Origin of the sequence: Thermacetogenium phaeum DSM 12270 (assembly GCF_000305935.1) — a bacterium.
Taxonomy (GTDB): domain Bacteria; phylum Bacillota; class DSM-12270; order Thermacetogeniales; family Thermacetogeniaceae; genus Thermacetogenium; species Thermacetogenium phaeum.
Genome location: NC_018870.1, coordinates 324,531 through 348,196, shown reverse-complemented (window position 1 = coordinate 348,196; position 23,666 = coordinate 324,531). Strand labels below are relative to the sequence as shown.

General features: G+C 53.4%; 18 protein-coding genes and 3 riboswitches. Of the genes, 5 read left to right on the top strand and 13 right to left on the bottom strand.

All coding sequences use genetic code 11. The annotated features are described in order from the left end of the window. Window positions 1-48 precede the first annotated feature (48 nt). The 10 genes from TPH_RS01735 to TPH_RS01680 all read right to left on the bottom strand — a co-directional run bounded on the left by TPH_RS01735 (window position 49) and on the right by TPH_RS01680 (window position 14,338). Window positions 49-1,173, bottom strand: a complete 1,125-nt coding sequence (locus TPH_RS01735) for an ABC transporter substrate-binding protein (RefSeq protein WP_015049506.1) — start codon at window positions 1,171-1,173, stop codon at window positions 49-51. Window positions 1,174-1,276: 103 nt separating this feature from the next. Next, window positions 1,277-3,202 (bottom strand): magnesium chelatase subunit D family protein, encoded by a 1,926-nt coding sequence (locus TPH_RS01730; protein ID WP_037999129.1) that lies wholly within the window; start codon window positions 3,200-3,202, stop codon window positions 1,277-1,279. Between the two features lie 7 nt (window positions 3,203-3,209). Beyond that, on the bottom strand, window positions 3,210-4,250 hold the full coding sequence (locus TPH_RS01725; protein WP_015049504.1) for an ATP-binding protein: 1,041 nt from the start codon (window positions 4,248-4,250) through the stop codon (window positions 3,210-3,212). Between the two features lie 328 nt (window positions 4,251-4,578). Beyond that, a riboswitch (cobalamin riboswitch) is annotated at window positions 4,579-4,769 on the bottom strand. A 666-nt stretch (window positions 4,770-5,435) separates the two neighbouring features. Next, window positions 5,436-6,446, bottom strand: coding sequence for an Rpn family recombination-promoting nuclease/putative transposase (locus tag TPH_RS01715; RefSeq protein WP_015049503.1), 1,011 nt, complete (start codon window positions 6,444-6,446; stop codon window positions 5,436-5,438). A gap of 406 nt (window positions 6,447-6,852) precedes the next feature. Beyond that, a riboswitch (molybdenum cofactor riboswitch) is annotated at window positions 6,853-6,976 on the top strand. A gap of 220 nt (window positions 6,977-7,196) precedes the next feature. Continuing rightward, a complete protein-coding gene (locus tag TPH_RS01705) occupies window positions 7,197-7,412 on the bottom strand; it encodes a hypothetical protein (protein WP_201764475.1) in 216 nt (71 codons plus the stop codon). A 14-nt stretch (window positions 7,413-7,426) separates the two neighbouring features. Next, complete coding sequence (locus TPH_RS01700; protein WP_015049501.1) at window positions 7,427-10,687, bottom strand: AAA domain-containing protein; 3,261 nt, start codon at window positions 10,685-10,687, stop codon at window positions 7,427-7,429. 258 nt (window positions 10,688-10,945) lie between these two features. Next, entirely contained in the window at window positions 10,946-11,341 is a 396-nt protein-coding gene (locus TPH_RS01695; protein ID WP_015049500.1) for a hypothetical protein, read from the bottom strand. Between the two features lie 214 nt (window positions 11,342-11,555). Then, complete coding sequence (locus tag TPH_RS01690) at window positions 11,556-12,788, bottom strand: IS256 family transposase (protein ID WP_014162180.1); 1,233 nt, start codon at window positions 12,786-12,788, stop codon at window positions 11,556-11,558. 84 nt (window positions 12,789-12,872) lie between these two features. Continuing rightward, on the bottom strand, window positions 12,873-13,796 hold the full coding sequence (locus TPH_RS01685) for an HD domain-containing protein (RefSeq protein ID WP_015049499.1): 924 nt from the start codon (window positions 13,794-13,796) through the stop codon (window positions 12,873-12,875). A gap of 29 nt (window positions 13,797-13,825) precedes the next feature. Further along, a complete protein-coding gene (locus TPH_RS01680) occupies window positions 13,826-14,338 on the bottom strand; it encodes a hypothetical protein (RefSeq protein WP_028991167.1) in 513 nt (170 codons plus the stop codon). Between the two features lie 720 nt (window positions 14,339-15,058). Here TPH_RS01680 and TPH_RS01675 point away from each other — a divergent pair. Beyond that, window positions 15,059-16,459 carry an MATE family efflux transporter gene (locus TPH_RS01675; RefSeq protein ID WP_015049497.1) on the top strand — a complete coding sequence of 467 codons (1,401 nt, stop codon included), beginning with the start codon at window positions 15,059-15,061 and terminating at the stop codon, window positions 16,457-16,459. Between the two features lie 221 nt (window positions 16,460-16,680). After that, the gene (locus tag TPH_RS01670; protein ID WP_015049496.1) at window positions 16,681-16,884 is read left to right on the top strand and encodes a DUF6485 family protein; all 204 of its coding nucleotides are present in this window, start codon (window positions 16,681-16,683) and stop codon (window positions 16,882-16,884) included. 102 nt (window positions 16,885-16,986) lie between these two features. Here TPH_RS01670 and TPH_RS15030 read toward each other — a convergent pair whose 3' ends face one another. From TPH_RS15030 to TPH_RS01660, 3 genes are read right to left on the bottom strand one after another with little or no spacing between them, the layout of a single operon-like run. After that, window positions 16,987-17,175: a hypothetical protein gene (locus tag TPH_RS15030; RefSeq protein WP_148275815.1), complete on the bottom strand. Its 189-nt coding sequence runs from the start codon at window positions 17,173-17,175 to the stop codon at window positions 16,987-16,989. Window positions 17,176-17,208: 33 nt separating this feature from the next. Then, window positions 17,209-17,556: a type II toxin-antitoxin system PemK/MazF family toxin gene (locus tag TPH_RS01665; RefSeq protein ID WP_015049495.1), complete on the bottom strand. Its 348-nt coding sequence runs from the start codon at window positions 17,554-17,556 to the stop codon at window positions 17,209-17,211. Window position 17,557: 1 nt separating this feature from the next. Next, complete coding sequence (locus TPH_RS01660) at window positions 17,558-17,779, bottom strand: hypothetical protein (protein WP_015049494.1); 222 nt, start codon at window positions 17,777-17,779, stop codon at window positions 17,558-17,560. Between the two features lie 180 nt (window positions 17,780-17,959). Next, window positions 17,960-18,146, top strand: a riboswitch (cobalamin riboswitch). Between the two features lie 154 nt (window positions 18,147-18,300). Here TPH_RS01660 and TPH_RS01655 point away from each other — a divergent pair. From TPH_RS01655 to TPH_RS01645, 3 genes are all read left to right on the top strand, one after another. Next, a complete protein-coding gene (locus TPH_RS01655; RefSeq protein WP_015049493.1) occupies window positions 18,301-21,360 on the top strand; it encodes an S-layer homology domain-containing protein in 3,060 nt (1,019 codons plus the stop codon). 197 nt (window positions 21,361-21,557) lie between these two features. After that, window positions 21,558-22,250, top strand: coding sequence for a DUF4430 domain-containing protein (locus TPH_RS01650; protein ID WP_015049492.1), 693 nt, complete (start codon window positions 21,558-21,560; stop codon window positions 22,248-22,250). Window positions 22,251-22,263: 13 nt separating this feature from the next. Continuing rightward, window positions 22,264-23,658: a stalk domain-containing protein gene (locus tag TPH_RS01645; RefSeq protein ID WP_015049491.1), complete on the top strand. Its 1,395-nt coding sequence runs from the start codon at window positions 22,264-22,266 to the stop codon at window positions 23,656-23,658. Window positions 23,659-23,666: the final 8 nt, after the last annotated feature.

Below are 23,666 nucleotides of genomic sequence, written 5' to 3'. Positions count from 1 at the left end.
AGGACCCCATTAAAATCATGTCCCTAGAGTATAACCTGTTGTTTGACCTTAAGCCGGCGGTAGCTTCAAGAAGTGTTTTAATTGATAACCCGGGAAAAGAGCCGGGTGGAAAATAGCCGCCAGGTCCTCGATCACCTCATCGGTTTTATCCAAAGACTGCCAGTACCAGGGCTGGTAACCCCATACGTTGCCTTTCTTGAGCACCGGCAAATCCGCCATAAGTCTCGACTGGTCGGTGATGTGGGCAATCGTATTGCGGCCAAGGTTCATCATGGTATCATCGATATAGATATCCGCCTCTTTGCCCAGGGCATAATACTCCTCAAAGGTAATCGCCCTGCTGCCTGTTCCTTTATTGCCTTTAAAAAGGTAATCACCTCCGGCCATGGCGATCATCCTGGCCACATAGGAATCTGCGGCAGGAACATAAGCCTTACCCTGGTAAATCAACCCCCATATAACCTTCGGTTTGTCTTTGACCTTGGCCACCTTCGCCGTGATTTCTGCGATCCTTTTCTCGGCACCATCAAAGAAATCAGATGCCTGCTGCTCCTTGTCATAGAAAGCGGCGATAAACTTGATCCACTCGAGCCTTCCCAAGGGATCATTTTCCAGCCATTCATTGTCTACAGCTACCGGAATGTTTAGCTCCTCCAATTTCTGCAGCGCCCGGGCATCATTAGGCCCTCCTGTGGACATGAAAACGAGATCCGGTTTCAAGGCCACGATCTTGTCGTAATCCAAAGGCCCCATCCCGCCTCCAACCAGCTGAATGCTGCCGCTCTCCATCCCCGCCTTGACCTGATCGATATACCACTGATCCTTTTCAGTGGTCACTCCGACGATGCTGCCCAACACGCCCAAAGGCCTCATCAGGGAAGCCTGGGTTGTAGAAGTTATCACAACCCTTTTCACCGGAGTATAAACCACAGGCAGGTTTTTATATTCGGACGGTACTTTTTGGCCCCTGGGAACCAGGAGCATGACTCGCTTATTGCCGTCGGTGACCTTTTTACAGCCGTCAGCAAGGTTCTCAATCTTAAAACCCCTGGCATATTTCAAGGTGACAGCACCAGCTACTGACGCCTTGTCTGCCTTGCTGCAGCCTGCCAGTAAAAACAGAGATAAAAGCACGCTTATGACAACCAAGAGCTTTTGCAACGACCTCGACATAAAATCAAACCTCCTCATTTGTGGTTATGACATAGTAAGGATCTGCCGTTCAAATAAACCTAAAGGATAACCGGCCCTTCCCTAGGGGTCGTAGCTATCCTGTTCATCTGACGAAATTCTTCACCGACCAGACGATCTGGGCAGATTCAAGCTCATCCAACTCCAGATATCCGGCCTTCATGGCTTCGGCAATTTTGCGCGCCAGTCCCATCCTGGGATAACCCTTTTCCGTGTCGATGACCAGGCTTTTTATCCCCTCTGCGGCAATTTTCCGGGCCATACGCAGGGCGTCATCGACAGGATCGCCTCCATTCAGCGCTACATTGGCCCTTCCATCAGTCACGAGGATAATAAAGGGTATCGTCTGGGGATCTCTGAGCATTGCCACCTTGAGCACCTCGTATCCCCTGTACAGTCCGGCCGCAAGCGGTGTCCTCCCTCCTGTGGGCAGGTCTCTCAGTTTTTTCTGTGCCAGGTCAACGCTTCTGGTCACTCCGAGGAGGAGTTCCGCATCGTTCTTTCTAAAAGAGATCATCCCAACCCTATCCCGCTTTTGATAGGCATCGGTTAGCAGCGACAAGACCGCACCCTTCACGGCCCTCATCCTCCGGTTGGCCCCCATTGATCCGCTGGCATCGACCACAAAGAGGATGGTGCTGCCGGTTCGGCGTTCCCTGATCTTTTCTCGAAAATCGGAATTACAAATTGCCAGCGCCACGCCGTCCTTTTCCCTTTGCCTCTGGAACGGTGCCGCCGCCCGGATGGTGGCGTCAAAGGCAATATCCCGCGGCTTTCCCCTGGGGAAACAATATTTTACATACCTCCCCTCCCTACCCTTAGTCGCGGACAGGCTTCTCTTTCCACTTCCTCTGCGCTGCAGCCTGTCTTGCGGCCTGATCTCCCACGGGACAACGGCAAAGATCTCGCCCGGCTCTTCGACATTTTCCTCGCTTCCGAATGCTCCTGCCTGCTGACTGCCGTTTTTACCTCCATCCATTTCACCACTACCTGCCGGAGAATCTCCGCCGTTCTCCGGTTCCTGATTGAGATTCTGGTATTCCTGTGTGACGCTCTCATCCCTGCTCCGATCTCCTTCCGGGAGATCGGCACCCCTCTTCCGCTCATCGGTTTCATCAATCGGAGGCTCCTGTTCCTGCAGACAGATGCAGGTCTGGTTTCTTTCTCTAACCCTGTGGGGCAGCGCATATCGCGCAGCCTCTTTAATATCCTCGATGATAATGCGGTTCCTGCCGCAGATGGCTGCAATGGACTTTGCGGTTTCCACAATGGCAATTTCCGCCCGGTGACCGGCACAATTCCCTTTCTCCGCCATCTCGCCAGCCAGACTCATAGCATGCTCGGTGACCTGCACCCTTTCCAGCCTCTCACGCGCCTGAGCGATGCTTGCCCTGATCTCTTCGCTTTCCTTCTGCCACTTTTTCACATAGCCCGCCGGGTCCCTTTCATACTCAAGCCTCCTTTTGATGACATCCTTCCTTAAGGCCAGATCCTCCAGTCCCTTGACTTCGACATAAAGCCCAAACCTGTCGAGTAACTGCGGCCGCAGCATCCCCTCCTCGGGGTTCATGGTTCCCACCAACACAAATCTTGACGGATGGCTGTAAGATATCCCCTCCCGCTCAACCCGATTGACCCCTGAAGCAGACACTTCCAGGATGCAATTGACTATATTCTCGGGCAACAGGTTAACTTCATCGACATAAAGGATGTTCCCGTCGGCTTTCTGGAAGATCCCCGGTTCGAAGGCCTTCTTCCCTTCCTTGACCGCTCTCTCCAGATCCAGGGTCCCCACCAAGCAGTCTTCGGTCACATTGAGCGGGAGTTCCACCACTTTTATCCCGGGCAACAAAGCTGCCAGCCCCCGGACAAGGGTGGACTTGGCGGTTCCCTTCTCTCCGGAGATCAGCACCCCACCGATCGACGGGTTGACTGCATTCCAGATCAGAGCCTTTTTGACAGCATCCTGCCCTTCCACAGCAGCGAACGGAAAGACCAAGTTGTGTCCCACCTGAGATTCACCCTCTCGCGCTACTGTAAATCATTTCCTCGACCTTGGAGAAGTCGATGATACCCTCCTCAAAGGGTTTCCTCCTCATCCTGTGCGGCAATACCAGTGAGGCGGCTTTGAGCATATCCTCAAAGGTAACACTCTCCCGATTATTGAATGCCGCAATAGTGATTGCCGCCTTGATCATGTAGATATCGGCTCTGTGGCCGTCAACATCCATGGCAATCGATATCTTGGCAGCTATTTCCAGCATCTCATCGCTGCACGACACCTCCGGCAGGCGCAATTTTGCCGCTTCAATCCGGTGGCTGAGCTCCTGCTGCGCCTCTTGGTACGCTGTAGCGAAAGACTCCGGATCCTGTTCGTACTGGAGTCTCCTTTTGATCACCTCGGCCCGGGTAACCGGATCCTTCTCCCCGGTCACATCCACCACCAGACCGAATCTGTCCAAAAGCTGTGGCCGCAAATCACCCTCCTCGGGATTCATCGTCCCCACCAGAACAAATCTTGAGGGGTGGCTGTAGGAGATCCCCTCCCTCTCGATGGCATTGACCCCCATGGCGGCAGCGTCAAGCAGAAGATCCACAACATGATCCTCCAGCAAGTTCACTTCATCGACATAGAGGATATTGCGATTGGCCTGGGCCAGGATCCCCGGTTCAAACCTCTTCTCTCCTGTTTTGATGGCATGTTCGATGTCCAGCGTGCCGACTACCCTATCCTCGGTGGCGCTGATCGGCAGCTCCACAACCCTCATCTTCGATTTCCTTACTGCCAGTCTTCCTTCCTTGCGCTTCCTCTCCCGGCAGGTATCACACATGGCGCTTTCGTCATCGGGATCACACCCAAACATACAATCCGCCACCTGCTTCCTTTCCGGCAGCAACTCGGCCAGAGCGCGCACTGCTGTGGATTTGGCCGTCCCCTTTTCACCCCTGATCAATACACCGCCCAGCAGAGGATTGATCACATTTAGAATAAGGGCTTCCTTCATCCGCTCCTGGCCAACAATGGCGGTAAATGGAAAACACCTTTTTGTGCCGTCCATGGTTACATCTCCTCCAATGCTGCTCCCAATTTATAATCGGGCATCTTTCTGCCAGCCGCTCTCGCTCTTTCGGTTCAGACAAGGCCTCTTTGCCGACTCCTGCCAGTTCAGCCGCACCTTCCAGTGCGGGTTGCCAGATTACCCAGCGTGCCTGGCAGGCCTCCCCGGGTAAGAGCGTTGACTTTTCCTCCATCTACCCGCCGCATAGACTGTCACCCATAAGCCTCCGCCCATGCCGGGCGCACATAAATAAATCCCGGCCTCCATGGGCCGGGATCGCAATTCAACCATAATTAAACAGCCAGCTTGGACCTCTGGATGGGAGGCGCTCAAGTCGAAACTCCAGGCAGGTCTACTGGCTCATAGCTCATCGCTGGCTTCCACCTTCCCAGATATCACTATCCAGTGGTTTTTTGGAGCAGCTCGCTATTCACAGTGGCCCCACCGCTCAGGACTTTCACCTGATTCCCTATTCTCCCCGGCTGCTCACACCGGGGCACCTGGAGCCTTATTTAATTATTTAATTGTGTGATACCACTTCAGAAATAGCGATTTAGTCGTCCAGGCAAGTGCACCTCTAATAGGCTGACAGCCAAAAAGAACACTAAATATCGGCTTTCCATGAACTCAAATGGACTTTTTGCAGCAGTACTTATTTGTTATTTATCATTTGTATTATATACATCTCCGGTTTTGTTATCAAGAGGTACAGGTTACTACGGGTAATTCATAGGCAGCATCAACTACAAGATGAAGCTTATAGCCAAACCACGAAACTACTTTCTCCCACAGTGTGAACATACAGCATATCTTCCGCCATACGAGCTACAGATCCTCCAGGTCTCTAAATAGCGCTGTCTTTGCCTTTTGGATCTCTTCGTCGGCAATGTCGCCGCTCCGCACGCTGCCAAACAGAGAGGGTTTGGCTTTCTTTTGGCCGGTCCTCGCAGCTATGTTATGAAGGATGTCCCGCTTGCCTCTTTTAAACGTTCCACGTTCGGCGTTCTGCGTTCGAGGTTGAGGGTTCGATGTGCCGCTTTTCTTTTCTCGGGGAGCTGTAAGTTGGTTCACCTGCCAGGCTTCGATGTCAAATCGATTAAGGCGTAGGCTTCGGGGAAGAAGAGCTGTTATTTCCGCTGACCGGGAACCTGCCTGCCCTAGGGAATATAATTCTTCAAGATACACTTACTGAATGAACCTGCTCAGCTCCTCCCAGATGATGCTCCGGGCTTCTTCCAAGGAGCCGACGACAAACAGCCGGTCCAGCACCCGGTCCAGCGCATCCATGTCGGTCAGTTGCGGCACCTTTTCCTGTATGGCCGCAGAATCCGCTCCAAACCTGCAAGCCAGGTACCTGCATATGACCTCCTGCTTGGCTTTAATTTTACCTTCCACAAGGCCTTCCGCAAGGCCTTCCGCACGGCCTTCGGCACGACCTTCGGCACGTCCTTCCGCAAGGCCTTCCGCACGGCCCTTTTCATGCCAGCTGGTGGTTATTTGCATAATGGCATCAACCTCCTTTTTGTCCATTTTACCCAATTCCCGGTAAAGTTGTTCTTCTTCCTCGCGGTCCAGCTTCAGGTAGGTCTCGAAAAAGGCGGCCAGCAACTCCATCCGCGCCGGGTCCAGCTTCATCCGGGCCAGCATGCGCAGGAATTCCAGCTTTACTCGAACCCTTTCTCCCGGCCTGAAGCCCATTTTGCTTAACAGCGCCGCTGCTACCGGATTATCACTATGAATGTACTCCCGCCAGTCAAGTTTCTTTAACTCCAGCTTGTAAAACCGGAAATTTAGAACATCCAGGAAGGGAAAGACAATCTCGAAGCTGTCCGGTTCATCCCGTACCCGGTCGTAGCCAAATACGGCCACCGGCAATATCTTCCGCCGGTGCTTCTCGTATAACCGGCTGAAGTAAACGAACATCCGCTCGTTAAAGTTCTTTTGGACGTACGATTGCGGTTCAATGTGTACCAGAATCAAACCGGGCTGGCCCTTAAGCCTTGTTTCCACCAGAATGTCCACTTCATGTCTTTCACCGGCTGCAACGTCGGTGAAGATTTCTTGCTGGAGAAATCTGATCTGGGTCAGGTCAATGGAACGAGCAGCTTCCGGAAAGAACAACTCCATGAACTCGGCGAAAAAGCTCTCCAAAAGTTCTTTGAACAAACGATCATGGTCAATTTGATTTTCTGTCATCTGACGGTTCTCCCGTTAAATCGTTGTAACGAGCACACCCGGTCTTTTCAGTTTTCGTGACACTTTAAGTATACCAGGGTTTTTGCCGGCAAACAATTTTCCCTGACCAGTTTCTTCAAGATAATGCAACAGTTTGGCGAAATCCATCTGTTCCAAAGCCCAGGTGAAAACCTCGCTTCAGCAAACTTTAGTTTGAATGCCTCCCAGACAGCGTCATATATGCAGCCATGATTGACAGGCTAGTTCACCGGAGGCACATCTTCACGACAACGGTATCGATATCTCTGATAGAGCCCTTTAAGTTCTTGACAGTGTTCGACAGAGCGTATAAAATGGAGGAAGCTTGCAGGATTTTTACCGGAAAGCCCGAATATATATCCGTAGAGAAATTGAACCTTTCTTGAAAAGTGCATCTTTTCTCCGAGTCCACAGTGCCTGTCGCCCTTGAAGGCTATGGCCGTCGGACCGTCAGGGTTTACCTGGAAACAGGTAGGCCTCCCAATGCGGAAAGGAGATCAAAGCAGCCGACAGTAAAACCGGCCGTTGGACCCTTTCCAGCGGCCGGTTTCGTTGTGGCAGCAGCCTTTCCCGGTGAAAATGCAGATCGGCATCAGTACCTATAAATTCGCTGTGGGAACCCCCCACAGCCTTTTTTTGGCCTTGGCGAGGCCGAGGGTTTTGGTGGTTTTTAGTAATCACTTACATGCCTCAGCCATGCACTTATCTATTCCACTCTCCTAGTTGCGCTGGCTACCGTTTCTTGTTCTTTCCCGATCCGCCCTGGTAGCTAGGCGACTCTCTTTTAGCCAAGGAGAGAATCGCATTTGCACAGATCTGTGTTAGTGGTTCACCGATAGCTGCTTTGTAGTTAAAACCAAGCAACTGCATTGTTTTTAATGTGTCAACACTGATAAGCTCCTTTATCTGTTCAATGCTCTCCAAGTGGAATACCCGACCAGCGGCCATCCTGCTCGAAAAAATCAACTATACATAACCCCGTCTGACAGCAACTCCTTTACCCGGCTGACACACTCATCAAGGTTACGCTGGATCTCGCGACCGGAGAACCGCACAACCTCCCATCCGGCGCTTCGCAGCCGTTCATCCCTGATAGAATCAGCGCGCTGGTCTCGGTGGAAGGACGCACCATCGCACTCCACGTCGATTCGGCGCTCACCCTTCACTACTGCCAGATCTAACTTGTAACCTTCGGCCTCCACACCGGTCTGAACGTTAACCCCCGCCTTCACAAGGGCATCGAACAGCCGCCGCTCCAACGGCGACCGGAATCCCCCCTTTTCAAGATCCATAATGTACTGAGCCAGGTCGCGTAACACCCCAGGCGAGGCCAGACAGACCTCCCGGTCTCCTACGATGATGAGTTTTTGCCTTGCCCTGGTAACAGACACATTTACAAGATTAGGGTTGGATGCGAATGTCACGTGGTAAGGAGCCATTTCTCGGCTGACTACCGGTGAGAATATAATTATATCCCGTTCATCACCCTGAAAGCGGTGAGCCGTAGCTACCACCAGAGAATCCTCGAGATCCGGCAAACGGCGTGCTACCAGATCCCGAATCGCCTCAGCCTGAGCACGATAAGGCGTCACCACGCCAACAGTAAGACCCTGATCCTTGATCTGGCTATGCAGGGCTTCGAGCTGTCGAACCACTGCCTCGGCTTCCGGCGGATTCACCACACTCCTTCCGTTCTGGCCGCGGCGGAACTGGCCCGGGATGTGGATCCAGCTAACGGCAGGCCCGGGCTGCAACCGTGATTCATCGGTTAGAATCAAAAGACGCGAGCCGTAAAAATGGTCATTGGAGAAAGTAATAATTGCCGGGTGTGACCGAAAGTGTTGATCAAGGAAAAGAGGCTTCTCTCCGACCCGGGCCGAGGCCAGACCAAAGAGGCTCCGAGAACGATAAGAGAACACCAGGAGATCGTTAGGCGTCAGACCGAAGCGACGGGCAAGATTATCCTCCGTCACTTCCCGTAAAGAAGTGATATGTGTGAGCTGCTTTGGATCGCCGATGATCAGCGCGCGCCTGGCCCTGTATAACAGCGGAATTGCCGAGGGAATGTCACATTGGGAAGCTTCATCAATGATGACCAGATCGAAGAGTTTTCCCCTTACAGGGAAATTGGTACGCGCCGAAAGATTGGTAACCCCCCAGATGGGGAAAACATGCAATACATCAGGCACTTGCAAGAGGAGCCGTCTGATAGAAGCCTTTCCCCCGCCTGCAGCTGCCGCCAATCCCTCGGCTAATGCCGATGCCGCCGCACGTTTTTCCGGCAAAGCGCCTGCGATGAGCCTCTGCCAGTTCGCTTCAAACAACCGTCGTCCGGTTTCCAGGCGCCGTGCGGATATTTCCATAAGCCGTTCATGAAGCTCCCACCGGTTGGGAAGGGATGCCAGCTTCTTCCTCGCATCCTCTATACGCAAGCGTTGGGCCTCGATGTCGAGGGCAAGCTGAGAAAGCCTTAAACACTCCTCCGCTGCATTCTGTTCAGGTTCATCGGGGAGCAAAATGCCGGTTCCGGCAGACCGAGAGAGACGATCCCAAGCAACCGCCAACCTCGCTTTTGCTTCTTTCCATCTCCGTCTTGACCAGGGCCAGAAAGGTCGCGGCCTGCTGGCAAGGGGAAGCAGAGCAAGCACCTCCTTGGCCGCCGCTGCCATTACGGACGCGTCAGCAACAGCGAAAACAGCCCGCGGAGCGGTGCGGTTTAACTCCTCGTAACGGGCTTCCTCAGCGGCGAGCTCCGCCTCGACCTTTTCAACCTCACGCGCTACCTGATAAATAGGGAACAAATCTTTTTCAACCTTACGCCAGTCAGTTATAGCCGATCCCAGTTCATTCGGCCTGTCAGGACGGGAAAGTGCCCTTTGAATTGTTAATGCTATATTACTTCGATACTTTGTCGTTCCCGCCCGAATGGGTACCGCTTCATCACTTACTGCCGCCAGTCGCTCGAAGATAACATCTACCGCCTGATTGTTTTTTGAAGCAAAACATACTGTCTGTCCCCTCGCTAGAGCAGAGGCTATGGCGTTGATGATCAGCTGCGACTTGCCCGTTCCCGGTGGCCCTGTGACCACCGTCAGCGGAACAGAAAAAGCCGAGGTAATAGCCCGGTCCTGTGCCAGATTCGAGGGGATTATGGATGGCTGCGGTTCGGCAGCAGGGGGTAGCGAAGCCGGTATCGCTCCCATGAGAACACCGAGCGGGCCTCGGCGCAATTCCTCCACAGGCAACAAAGAGAGATCCTCCAGGTCTGCAATCAGGTTCCTGATTATTGGTCCCCGTTCTCCGGTGTAAAGAATACAAGTATTAGAAATACCATCTTTTAACGGCCCCAGATGCCCCGGATCGAGACAAAAACCGGGATCTGCAAGGCCTTCTTTCACAAGAATGTTTAGCCAGGACTCCATGCGAGCCCGGGCAGACGAGGCCGTCTGAATCTCTTCCAATTCCTCAACTGCTTCCACGAACCCTACTCTCTCTTCTCGAGACATACCGAGCAATTCCAAGGCAAATATGTTCAGTTCCGGTACTGCCGTCTCAGGAAGCACGCGGTAACCACTGGAAGCAGCTCGCTTTATTTCCACCGGAACGTAGAAAAGAGGGCTGAGAACTTTATATGGCAAACCGTTCCGGTCTCTGTAACCTGTAACAACAGGATATCCCACAAAAACCTGCTCTGCCCGACCAGCCAAAAGACGGCGGCTCAACCACTGCGTTAACTGAGGGGCATCTGGAAGATCCGTCCATGTTGCCTCACCGGATATAACGTGTTCTTCGCCGCTTTCCAGCAGAACAAAGCGCCGCCCCCCATCGTCTATAGCAAACTCCAGCTCACGCATCTGCTCCGCTTCCAGGCAGGCGATATAAAACCGAAGCAGTTTGTGTTCAAGCGCAGCAGGCTTGTCATCAAAGAGTGGAATTGTCTCGCGAACATGAAGCTCCATATTTCCGTCGTAGAACTGCACTTCCCCCCGTAGACGGACCCGCTGTCCCGGCTGAGGGGCACTTTGAGCCTGCCACCAAACACACCACACGGAGGCCAGATCATCCATATGCAGTGGTGCTTTGACAAAAACCCCCCCTGTTTTGGTGGTGCGGCGCACCGTCCTTTCGCCAACCACACCGTCAACAACCACAAGTTCGCCAACTTGCAACTCGGTTAGCAACTCGGGTGGGGTCTCCTTTTCCGATTTGGACAGGCCAATCATCTTTTTTGACCTCCCCCAGCAACTGATTTTTATTTCTCACAATAAGCTACTGCACGCTAAAATGCTTATTCTTAGCTCAGGCGCCAACGCATCTGCCCTCACATTCTGGCGGATTGTTGATTTAATAACGTCACGAGGAACGTTAGACCTTTGGCTTTCATAGCATAAGACGGTACGGCACGGATAAGAGAACCCGCCCCTATTGTTGCCACTATCTGTTCATGCTCTTTCTTATAGCTCTTTGAGCAGTAAAAAAGATCAATACAACATAGCTTCAGTTTTTTCTAACACTCTACCGCAGGCTGCTTTAGAAGTGTTTAGGCAATACAACCTTAAAACAACCAGTTTCAGGGTTGCGAGATGGTGTATAACAGAATTTTGATCCTCAATGAGCAATTTGGCAGTTCCATCCTTAGCAATTATCCTGGCGGCCTCCTTCTTATCCTCTTCAGATAGCGTCTCAGAAATATTGAAGTAGGGCGAAATGTTTTCAAAAGATAATGGTATCTCGTGGTAAAATAACCATTTATGTTTTACGGAGGCCTTCTCAGCGAGAGCAGTTAGGTGTTTATCCAGCAGCGTTCGGAATGAAATAAACTCTGGCGCATACCTGTTTTCACTGGTACGGATCAGGCTTTTTACTTCTTTTATCATTTTCGGCCGCCGTCGTTTTAATAGCATTTCTGCAATTAAGCGAATCTGGCAATCATTCCACAAACGGGAGTCCTGTAGCAAGCGAAAGAAAAGGTGATCGTTAAAATTTAAAAACTTTGCAGAATTAATATTCTCCACAATGTCATCATAATTCCTAAACGGTCAAGTCCAAATTTGTGTGTAAATTCCCTCTGGCAGATAAGATCACCCCGTTTTAAGCTACATTTACCTGGGTATCGGCATTATTCACCTCCTTCTGCTGTTTTTCTGTGTTAGCCTTCCACTCCCAATACTCTGCCATATCAAAGTAGCGCTTTCCTGTGGTCCACACCTCGTCGATCTCTACAAGCACTGCTCCGATCAGTCTCACAGCCGACTCCTCGTTAGGGAAGATTCGGATCACCCGCTCCCGCCGGCGGATCTCCTGGTTGAGCCGCTCGACTCCATTGGTGGTGCGCAGCCGCTTCCGGTAGCGCCCTGGTAGTGCCATCACCGCCATTGCGTCCTCGAAACCAGCTTCAAGTCGCTCTACCGCCTTTGGCGCCCGGGCGCCAAAGGCCTCTATCGTTTCGTTCAGCAACCGCCTGGCCGTCTCCATATCCGGCGCGTCGAAGATCAACCGCAGTCGCCCGTGCAGGTCGCCCTGGAGGCTCTTAGGACAGGCGTCCAGGATGTTCCGGATAAAGTGGGTCTGGCACCGCTGCCATGTCGCTCCTTGGAAGTGGGTTTCTATCGCATTGATCAAGCCCTTGTGATCATCCGAAACAACCAAGTCCACTCCCTTGAGACCGCGCTCCTTGAGCCGGCCGAAGAACTCCGACCAAGCAGCCTCTGATTCGCTATCCCCGAGCATAAGCCCTAAAATCTCCCGGTATCCCTCCCGGTTGATCCCTGTAGCGAGAAGTACGCTTGAAAGCCGTACCCGGCCGCCTTTACGCACCCGGATGACAATGGCATCTACCAGGAGAAATGGGTATTCCTGGCTGCTCAAATCTCGCTCGTTCCACTCCTTTACGATGTCGTCCAGTCTTTTGCACAGGCTGGATACGGTGGATTTGGAGAACTCCGTGCCGCATAGTTCATCAACAACCGCCCTTACCTTCCTGGTGGATACGCCGTTCACGACCATCTCGACCATGGCCAGCAAGAGCGCCTGCTCGCTCCGCTGGTACCGCTCGAAAAGCTCCGTGGAGAAGTGCCCGCTCCGGAGACGGGGAACCATAAGCGTAAGTTCTCCTACGCGAGACTTGAGCAGCTTATCCCGATACCCGTTGCGGTACCCCTGCCGCTCTTCGGTACGTTCGTATGGCTTGGCCCTGAGTTGTTCGGTAGCCTGAGCATCGAGTATCTGATTCACGATGTTCTCCACCAACCGAGCCAATCCATCATCCCGAATAAATAATCCTTGCAAGAGATCACAGTCTACGGTAACCTGGTAGTGAGCCATCTTTTCTCCCTCCTGATGATTAAGATTAAGCCACTTCTTATCTACCAGAGGGAGGGGTGGCTCTCCTGCTTCAAGCCATCAATTTTACACCATCATAATGGACACTACTTTCCTAAACCAATCGCCACCTAACATCCCACTTTTGGAAGCATAATACAATAAAGCCTTCGCTAAGATTTCAAAAGCAACTACCGTTTTATGAAAAATCACCTGCGAATAAAGGAAGTATCGCGCTGTCAAATAATGTTCGAGAACATGTGTGGTTTTTTGAGAAACGCCTATCACCTTTACGGGTTTGCCCTTTGTATCTTTTTCCTCACCAACTTCAAAATGTCTAATAAGATAGTCAAAGTCTACCAAACCATAACGAACACCTGTATGGGTTGCATCACGCAGCAAATAATCCAATCTGTCGGCATCTAAGCTCGAATGCATTAGCTGGTTGTAAATAATATTGCCTTCATGCTCCCCGTTGATAATTTTTGCCAGCTCTACAGGATCAAAGTCATATTTCTTAAGAATATTCACAATCTTGTGGTGTTTTGTAATTATTTCTGTGCCAACACGCTCATGGCTGACAGATTTGATACGGTATCTCCTGCCCGCTTTTGTTAAATCATTTTCATCGGAAAAAGAACTCTTTTTCCGGATCACCTGTTCTTCTTCAAATTGTATGCGCATAAAAACAGCCTCTCCAACATGAGAAAGCGGGTAATGTCCAATGTCATGCAAGAGAGAAGCCATACGAAGTTTTCTTACATCGTCTTCATTCAGGATACCCTTTTGGTGTAGAAGCTCAGTTATTTTCCCCATAATAAAAAGAACACCCAACGAGTGGCTAAATCGGGTGTGCTCTGCGGTAGGAAATACATAACTTGAAAGACCTAACTGCCTAATTCTTCTTAACCGCTGAAATATCGGTGTGTTAATGACTTCCCACTCCGCCTCTGTAAGCGGTATAGCCCCATATATATTATCGTTTATGATGCGGGTAAATTTTTCACTCATAAAGAAATAAAACCACTCCCCCTTTCATCTCACGGTCCCTCTTTAAGCAAGCCATAAGTTTTTAATAAACTCCACGCCTGAGCTATCTGCTCTTTTTTATACCATGGCTTCTTCCCGCGCAATCTCGCGCTCACCCTGTCATACTCCCTATCTTCAGGGTTTTTCACATATGCGATTTGGGCTAGGTAGTGCACAGAAGCCAGCAACTCCAGCCAAGATTCCTGGCTGAGCCCGTCAGCCGGAGGTCGAGATATCATATCTCTAAAACGCGCCAGCTTTTCTCTTGCTTCGTTCGATAATTCGTAATCCTTTACGTATTCTTCCATTCTTTCCCTATGTTTGTCTATTTCGAAGCCGTCAGCAGTAAGCTCTGTACAGTAAGGGCCACGCAGATACCACTCAAAACGGTAGCCCAGATCAATTCCGAACAGCTGCATCAGGTAAACCATCTTCTGGTACTTTAAGCGCTCGCTAAAGCTGTCCATCCTGAATCCGCCAACTTCATTAAGGCAAAGCTGCAAAGCCATTAGCTGCTCGTCCACTTTTCCCCCTTCCTTTCAAATTTTAATCTTTAAAAATAAAGCCCTTATTAACCCCTATTGATTTTATGACCCAGGGATTGATATAGTAACCTAGGATATATTCTCCACAAATGAATAAAATTCCTGCTAAAACTAACCATAATTATACCCAATCGTCACCGCTTCCCAGTCTTACACTTGGAAACCGCTCTCCTACTCTTCCCCGGAAGCCGTTAGATGACCACCGCATACTCGATAATAAGGAAGCTGCCGGCTCGTCTCTTCACCACAATGGGCACTGCAGAAGCTGGACAGCACGGCACCACCTGCAGAAAGGCCCGGAACCGGGAAGTCGCAGGCAGGACAGAGCCCCTTCCCAAACGGCAGCGGTTGCCCGCTGCCAAGGAGAAAAACCTGTTTTTCAAGTAAACAAAAGTGGCAAAGTAGTTAAGGGAACCCCCGAGAGAGATGACCCACTCAACTAGGATGAAGGATCCGGAGTTGTCGCTTTCTTGGACAGCAGAGGAGACCGCATAACCATTTCTGGAAGCGTTCTGAAAGCGGCTCTATAACGACGGTCGCCTAAAGGCCGCCCAAAATTTTCATTGTTGCTTGAGATTCTATGATATAATATCTATACATGTTTCAAGCCCAACAGTCTAAGTCAAACGAGTCGGCAGTAATAATAAAAAGAACCGCTCCAATACGGTCTGGCAGTTGTACAAAAGAGGTGTCATTGTAATGGATGAGCGCTCCCATGAACTCGGGCACGCCCCTGTCGGCCGCTTATTGTGGCACTTTTCCTGGCCGGCCATCACGGGGATGATGTGCAACGCCCTTTATAACGTCGTGGACCGGGTCTTCGTCGGACACGGAGTCGGGCGGTTGGCCATTGCCGCCACAACCGTAGCCTTCCCCCCGATGATCATACTGATGGCCCTCTCCCTGCTCATCGGGGTAGGAACGACGGCCCTGATTTCCATCCGCCTGGGCGAACAGAAAAAGGAAGAGGCAGAAGCGGTGGCAGCCAACGGCACGGTCCTGCTGATCCTGCTGCCTCTCTGCTTTGCAATCCTTTACTTCTTCTTCCCCGAACCCATCTTGAGGCTCTTCGGCGCCAACGATGAGGTGCTGCCCTATGCCCGCGACTTCATGCACATTATCATGCTGGGCTCAGTCTTCGGAAGCCTTGGGATGGGAATGAACAACTTCATCCGGGCGGAAGGAAACCCGATCATGGCGATGTCCACCCAGGTTTTAGGCGCCCTGATCAACGGGGTTTTAAACTACGTATTCATTTTCCACTTCCACATGGGGATCAAGGGCTCGGCCCTCGCCACCGTCACCGGCCAGCTCTTCGCTACCATCTGGGTGCTCAGCTACTACCTTACCGGACGGAGCTTAATTAAGCTGCGGCTGAAGAACTTCGTCCCGCGGCTGCCGATCATCCTCAACGTAATCTCCATCGGATTCGCCCCCTTTGCCCTGCAGATAGCCAACTGCCTGCAGCAGGTGCTCCTGAACAAGGCGGTCTTGAGATACAGCGGCGACCTCGGCCTCTCTGCAATAGGCATTATGATGAGCATCGGTGGTCTGCTGCTGATGCCCGTCCTCGGACTGAGCCAGGGAGCCCAGCCGATCATCGGCTTCAACTACGGAGCGCGGCAGTACGGCAGGGTCAAGGAGACCCTGAAAAAGGCGGTGATCGCCGCCAGCTGCGTCTCGATAGTCGGCTATCTGATCATCCAGATGTGGCCGCTCAAGATTGCCGGACTGTTCACCGAAGGGGATACGGCGCTGATCAGCATGACGGCCAACGCCATGACCGTATTTTTCGGGATGATCTTCATCATCGGCTTTCAGGTGACCTGCTCTCACTATTTCCAGGCCGTCGGCAAGGCGAAGCAGGCGGCGGTCTTAAGCCTCTCCCGCCAGGTGCTGTTCTTCATCCCCCTGCTCCTCATCCTCCCCCACTTCTGGGGAATAAACGGGGTGTGGAGAACGGCCCCGATCGCCGATGCCCTTGCGGCCACGATAACCGCCGGCTTCATCTTCCGCGAGATGAAGCTTCTGTCCAAAAAGGAGTCGGCAGCCGAAGCGCAGATGACCGCCGTGGAATTCACCCGCCACCGTTACTGCTGAGAAGGGAGTTCTTCCGTCCCGAGCTCCCGCAGCCGGTAAAGCCGGCCGCCCCGGTCTGCAGCGTCAGAGGACTCGAAAGCCTCGGCAGGAACCCCTTCCATAAAGGCGGCGGGCTTTATTAAGTTCTTAACCGCAAAAACGAAACAGGAAGCAGGCATTTTTCGGCGAACTTGTTTATTGCGGTCTGCGGCTTTTGACATTTAAATGCGGAGGTGGTTGTTGTGGAATGCCGCAAGGAGAAGAACCTGGAAAAGTGCTCCTGCACCTACGACTACTGTGAGAGGAAGGGCCTCTGCTGCGAGTGCGTGGCCTACCATCGGGAGCACGGCGAACTGCCGGGGTGCTTCTTCCCGGCGGAGGTGGAGCGAACCTACGACCGCTCGATCGAGGCCTTCATCAGGTGCCATCAGAAGAGCAAAAAGTGAAATATAACCTCCCAAACCGTCCTAACGGAGAAACCCGGAACGGTTCCCGGCTGTCACCTGCTGCCGGAACTCACAAGGTTTGAGCAGAAGTTTTATTACGGTCTAATCAACAGGCGGCTGCCCCGACTGCGAGCGGCCGCCTGCTTTATATTCGCCCTTGAGAGCACCGCCTCCCATCTCACCCGATGCTTCATCGACAAGACAGTCTCGCCTGACCAAAAAAGAACACCCGCACCTGTTCAGCATTGAGCCGGTCAATAAGACCTCTTTATCTAGCCAGGCGATGCACAAGATAAAGCCCTCACGCGCCCGGATGAAAACGCTCTAACATTCAATACCGAGATGAATAAGAATTGCTCGCTCCACTTGCTTAAGTTTTTCTTCCGAAATCCTGGCTAGGTATTTAACCAATCTTCTTTTATCTACGGTCCTGATCTGATTAGATTTAATCTTGGAATCTCTAGGAAGACCGGATTCCTCACCGGAAATAAAAGTTTCAAAAGGGTAGATCTTTTCCGTTTTCGACGTTATCAGAAGAACTGTTATCGTTCCGGCATACTGGTTATTGAGATCGTTGGATATCACCAATGCCGGTCGTGTCTTGCCTATTTCACGACCGAGCGTCGGCTCTAAGGAGACCAGCCAGATCTCGCCCCTCTTTGGAAAATCCACCTTACGACCATTCCTCCAAAGTTACATTTTCCCATTCTTCGTTCAACTTTCTCTCTTCTTCCTTCGTTGCTCTGTATCCCTCGATGAGGAGCTCCGCCAATCTTTTCTTTTTCTCTCTTTCTAATTTCTCTTTTAGTGCCTCCGCAATCAATCTGCTCTTGTTCGGTACGGATTCTATTTCCCGATACAGTTCTTCGGGAAGCGTAATATTCAGTCTTTTCATGCCCGGCACCTCCTGTATTGAGGATACGCCTGCATATGCGTATTGTCAATACGCAGAATTGCCGGGGCGTGCGGACGCCGGCACTGCCCCGGAGCTTTCGGCAGATGCTGGACGAAAAAAATTTTGGAAAGGCAGGCAGGATTTTAACGAGTTCTGTTGAACTTACAGGTTGAACGACAATCAAATATCCCGGAAACAGGTGGCCTTGTCACACAAGGCTGAAAAGGGAAGCCGGTGAAAATCCGGCGCGGTCGCGCCACTGTGAGGGGGACGCCCCTGCACAACGCCACTGTCCTGCATCCAGGATGGGAAGGCGCAGGAGCTAATGAACCCGAGCCAGGAGACCTGCCTGTTTTCCGTCCATCACACTGCTCTACGCGAGATAGGGAGGTGGTTTTTTTGTTCGAACGAAGAGTGTTCTGACAAAAACCCCGGTCCCGGTAGTGCCGGGGTTTAATGCTGTCGAACGGTTTCCCTTCTAGTCTCCCTACTATCGGTAATAAGGAAAGGAGGATTTTCAGATGTCAACCAGGAGAAAAGGCTTCAGAGTCCTCGCCTTACTGCTCATCGCCGTAATGTCGTTCTCTTTTGCGGCACTTCCCCCGGCGGTTCCCTTCGCCCACGCCGGATCTTCTGATTTATCTGGTCTGGCGGACAGAGCGGCCAACTATCTCTACAACGAATTCGTCAGAGAAGGGGCCAAAAATGGAGACTCTTCCGTAGGCTCGTACGCCGTTTGGACGCTCACTCAAGCAGGCGTCGACGTCAGTGCTTGGCTGCACGATGGAACGTCCCTTAAAGATGCAGTTATCGAGATCATTACTCAAGACATCGCCGATCCGGAGGTATCGGTAAAGGTTCTCGCCCAGGACCTGCTGGCAGCGCAGGCGCTGGAGCGGCAGGATTTAGCTGAAGAGCTGCTTGAGGTGCTGAAAAACAGGGAGCAGAGCACCGGCGGTTTCGACTACAACGTTTACAGCGACATGCCGGCCTACGACCTCCTGGGCAGATCCGGCAAGCTCGACGCGATGAACACAGATTACGCCAGAAATTATATTTTGAGCACGCAGAACAAGGTTTACGCGAGCATCCCCGAAGCCGTTTACGAAAGTGTTTACGGTTCCTGGGGCATGAGCTGGGACGGGGTCTTTTACCCCGATTTTATAACGACGGCCCAAGCCATTAGGGCGCTCTCCTACCTGGACCCGCTGAAAGAAGATCCCGAGATACGAGCAGCAGTCGACCTCGGCCTCCAATGGCTGAAGAAGCAGCAAAAAGAGGACGGAAGCTTTGCGGTATCTGATTGGGAAGACCCGCTAATAAACACGGTGGAGATGGTAGCCACCCTTGAGGTTCTGGAAATAGATCCGTCTTCTTTAACAAGTAACACAGGCAAGAGCCCTGTTGACTATCTGATCGGCAACGCCCTCAACCCCGACGGAAGCTTCGGCACCAGCAAAAACGCCATGGACGCCACCTGGGCGCTGTGGGGGTACTGGCTCTTAGGCGGAAGAGTGCAAAACCAGCTCTTCATGGAACCCACGAGCGCCAGCCTGAGTGTTGGAGAGAAAGTTTACTTTAAGTCTATGCTCAACGGCTCCGATGTTACTCAGGACGCGGTTTGGACTGTAGGCGAGCAAAGTATCGCCAGTGTTGCCTACGGCCTCGTGACGGGCCTGAAGGCGGGAACCACAGTTGTGAGTGCAGCCTATGGAGGCCTGACGGGTTCGGCCGTCTTGACCGTAAAATCGCCGGTACCGCCGGGTGGTACCAGCACGTACACGGTGGAGATCGCCGTTGTAGGAATGGACGGAGAACTGCTCTACGGCCCCGGCCCCGTCACGATTTCTGCCGGCAGCAGGTGGGGCATGACGGCTCTGGGGGCCCTGGATGCCACAGACCTTCCCTATAGCATGTCCGACCAATGGCCGGATTTCATCGAATCCATTGCCGGCCAGGCCGGAAGCGGCATGGCCGGCTGGTGCTATGTGGTTAACGGAAACATACCGTCTGTGGCCGCCGCAAAATACGACGTCAGAGACGGTGACAGAATCATCTGGTACTACAGCAAGGACATCAACGAGCCGCCCCCGAAATGGGATGACCTGGTCAAACGGGCGGCTTCGGGAACGGTTTCCCCGAGCGCTGCCGTCGAGGAGATCGCAGATCTCCTGACAGACCTGGAAAAGAGTAAGCTCACACCGGGTGAGGTAATAACCGGGATCGGCGACCTCCTCGACCAGCTCGGCGCAGCGGAGGCAACTGAAGAGCTGAAAAGCAAGCTGGCAGAGGCCGTCAATGCCCTTTCCCTGCGGTTGGCAAAAATCCCGGATGAAGCCTTGAGCGTCAGGACGGACGGAGCAACGGCAAAGGTTGAAGTAGACGGGGATGCCATTAAAAACCAGGTAAGCGCCGTCAAAAGTGCGGTCACCCTGGCTGAGAAGCTGGAACAAATCGGAGTAAACGAAGTGGGGAATCTGGCATTAGAGCAAATCGTCGTAAAGCTGCCCACAGAGCTTGCCTCCCAGAAGGGATTCACCGTAGAGCTTCCTGCAGAGGCGGGAGAGGAGCTCGTCTCCGCCAACCTGGGGCTTGCGGTGGAGGGTCCCGAGGTTTCCCTCTCCCTCCCGCCGGAGGTGCTGAAGAAAGCATGCGATACGGCACCAAACCTTGCCGGGCTTGAGCTTGCAGTCGCCAGGAGAGAGCCCTCAAAACTCAATCCCTTCAAGGGGGCTAGCGTTGTCGGCAATGTGGCATTCGACCTCGAGGCTAATACAATCACAGCAGAAGGGAAAAAGGAATCCCTGAAGGGCAGTTTCTCAAAGAAGGTCACCGTGACGCTTTCCCTGGAGGGGATTGATCTTGGAGGGATCGACAGAGGCAGGCTGGCGGTTTACAGGCAGAAAGGGGACGGCTCCTGGGAGTTCGTCGGCGGAAGCCTGAGCGCGGACGAAAAGAGCTACTCCTTTGAGACCGACCACCTGAGCGTCTACAGCCTGATGGAGTTCCAGAACCCCTTCAAGGACGTCACGAGCCACTGGGCGCGGGAAACCATCGAGCTGATGGCAATGAGGCTGATCGCCAGGGGAATCAGCGAGGATTCCTTTGCCCCTGACCAGAAACTCAGCAGGGCGCAGTTTGCGGCATTCCTGGTCAGGGCACTGGACGTCGAAGAAGAAACGCCGCAGGTGAGAACCTTCAGCGACGTTCCTCCCGATCACTGGGGGTACAGGGCAATCGAAGCGGCGTTCAGGGAAGGACTGGTCGCAGGTACAGGTGCAGGGAGATTTGAGCCGGAGAGGGCCATCAAAAGGGAGGAGATGGCGGTAATTCTGGCGGCAGTCCTGAAACGAAACGGAATCGCCACCGCCCTGACGGACACCCAAAGAGATGAAGTCCTCAAGGGATACGGCGACTCCGACCGGATTTCCGAGTGGGCAAAAGAGGGGCTGGCGGTCTGCGTAAGTAAAGGCATTATCAAGGGAAGAGCAGAGGCCGCACTTGCCCCGCTGGGCAGCGCCACGCGGGCGGAGGCCGTCGTGGTGCTGGAGAACCTGCTCCGGCTGTTAGGAAAGCTTTAAACGTACCATTAACTTTCTCACCGAACCGCCGGGTGCAGGCGGGAGGCAGGCAAACCGAACACGGCCGACCTGCACCCGGCAAATCCTCTTTTTCTAAGAGCCAACGGGCAGGCCGTTTTCGGCAAAGCCGGCGCGGCACCTGTGCCGCCGGGTGGATGCCGGCGGCCTCACTCGAATGAGGGGAGGAATGAATCTTCGTGAAGAGATACTCTTATCTGCTCCTCGTGGCCCTGCTCTTATTGGGGCTAATCGTTCCGGTGACCTACTCCAGTTGGGTTCAGAAGAAGGGCCAGCCGGTCGGACAGACCGGGACGCCGGCGAGGGAAGAAACGGCGCCCGCACAAGGAACGGGTACGACGCCCACCGCCGACGGAGAAGAAAAGGGAACGGAGACCGGCTCCGCAAATTCCCGGAGCGAGGCCGTCGGTCCCGTGAGCACCGCCTCCGGGAAAATGCCCGCCGGGGATTCTCAACAGAAGCAGGCCCCGCAGCAGCCATCTCAGGAAAGGGCAGCAGAACCGGCACCCCCTGCCTCCGGCAGCGTGACGGTCGTTGGCATTGCGGTCGTCGGGAGCGGCGGCGAACTGCTCTACGGCCCGGCCGAGGTAAGGATCGGAAAGGAAAGCAGCTGGGGGGTCACCGCTCTGGGGGCGCTCGACGCCACCGGCCTGCCCTACACCCTTTCCCCCAGGTACGCCGACCTGGTGGATTCCATTGCCGGCCAGCGCAACCGCGGCCAGTCGGGCTGGATGTACAATGTTAACGGCGAAATTCCGGCGGTTGCGGCTGCCAAAAAACCCTTAAAGCAGGGGGACAAAGTGATCTGGTGGTACAGCAAGGGCATTAACCAGGCACCCCCTTCTTGGGATGACCTGGAAAAACAGCGCTGAGGAGGAGTGATCAATGAAAACCCTGAGGAAAAAACTCATCAGTTTGTCGCTGGTGCCTGTGCTTTTGCTCTCCTTCGCTCTTACTCCCTTGGCCTCCGCAGCTCCCCCATCCGGGGAGATCGGTCAGGCCATGGAGAGAGCGACAGCCTACCTGAAGCGGCAGGAAGTGAGCAAAGGGGGCCTTTCCCCCTGGAGCTACCTGGCTCTTGCGGGAGCAGGTGCTTCCGTGAATACCGCGGCTGTGCGAAACGCTGCTGAGCTGCTCTGGCAGGATGAGATGCTCCAGAGCGGAGACACCAACAGTTGGTGTCTCTTGGTCTTTACCCTCCTGGCCGCAGGAGCTGACCCCTCTAACTTCCACGGCCAGAATCTCATCCAGCAGATTCAGCGCTCCCAGCTCCCGAATGGCAAGTTTCCGGACAACCTGCAAACGGGAGGAGAGGACCTCCTCAACGCCCATGTCTGGGCGGTCCTCGCCCTCACGGCAGCTGGGGCAGCGGTGCCCGACCGGGATCAAGCCATCCGGTGGCTGATCGAAAGGCAGCACCCCGACGGCTCCTTTTACTGGTACGCCCCCGACCAAAAGACCTCTGATGTGGATTCCACCGGCATGGCCCTGATGGCCTTGGGTGCCCTGGGAGTAGGGAAAGATCACCCTGCCGTTCAGAAGGCGCTGGCCTACCTGGAAAAAGCCCAGAAGCCGAACGGTGGCTTCGAGTCCTGGGGGGCAGAAAACCCTGAATCCTGCAGCATGGTGATTCAGGGACTGACCGCCTTGGGGATCGATCCCGCCGGCCACGAATTCACCAAACCCGGCGGGAATCCCGTCACAGCCATGCTGAGGTTCCAGTTAGCCGACGGCTCCTTTGAGCACGTCAAAGGCGGTGGCGCGAACGAGATGGCCACCCAGCAGGCCTTGATCGCCCTGGCCGATGTTACCTCCGGAAACACACTGTTCGAGCGCTTGCGAGCAAAGGCATCTGCCGGATTAACAGGAAATACGGAGAAAACCGGTCAAGAGCTGGCCAGGTTCACCGTAGGGAATAGGAGTTACACGCTCTCCACTGCTGGAGGGGAGATAAGGGAGGAGATGGATGTTGCCCCATTCATCAACAGCGGCCGCACCTACGTCCCGGTGCGCTACCTGGCATACGCCCTGGGCGTGCCGGAAAAGGGAATCGTCTGGGACGGCAAGAGCAATACAGTCACCCTGACCCTTGGAAGCACCGTCGTCAAACTGACAGTGGGTGAAAAGGTGCTCCTGCTCAACGGAACGGTCAGGACAATGGATGTCGCTCCCGTAAACGTCAGTGGAAGGGTATTCCTCCCGGCCAGGTTCGTTGCCAATGCCTTCGGCTATCAGGTGCAGTGGCTTGAATCCAGCCGTGAGGTTTTGATCACCAGGTAGAGGAGAGA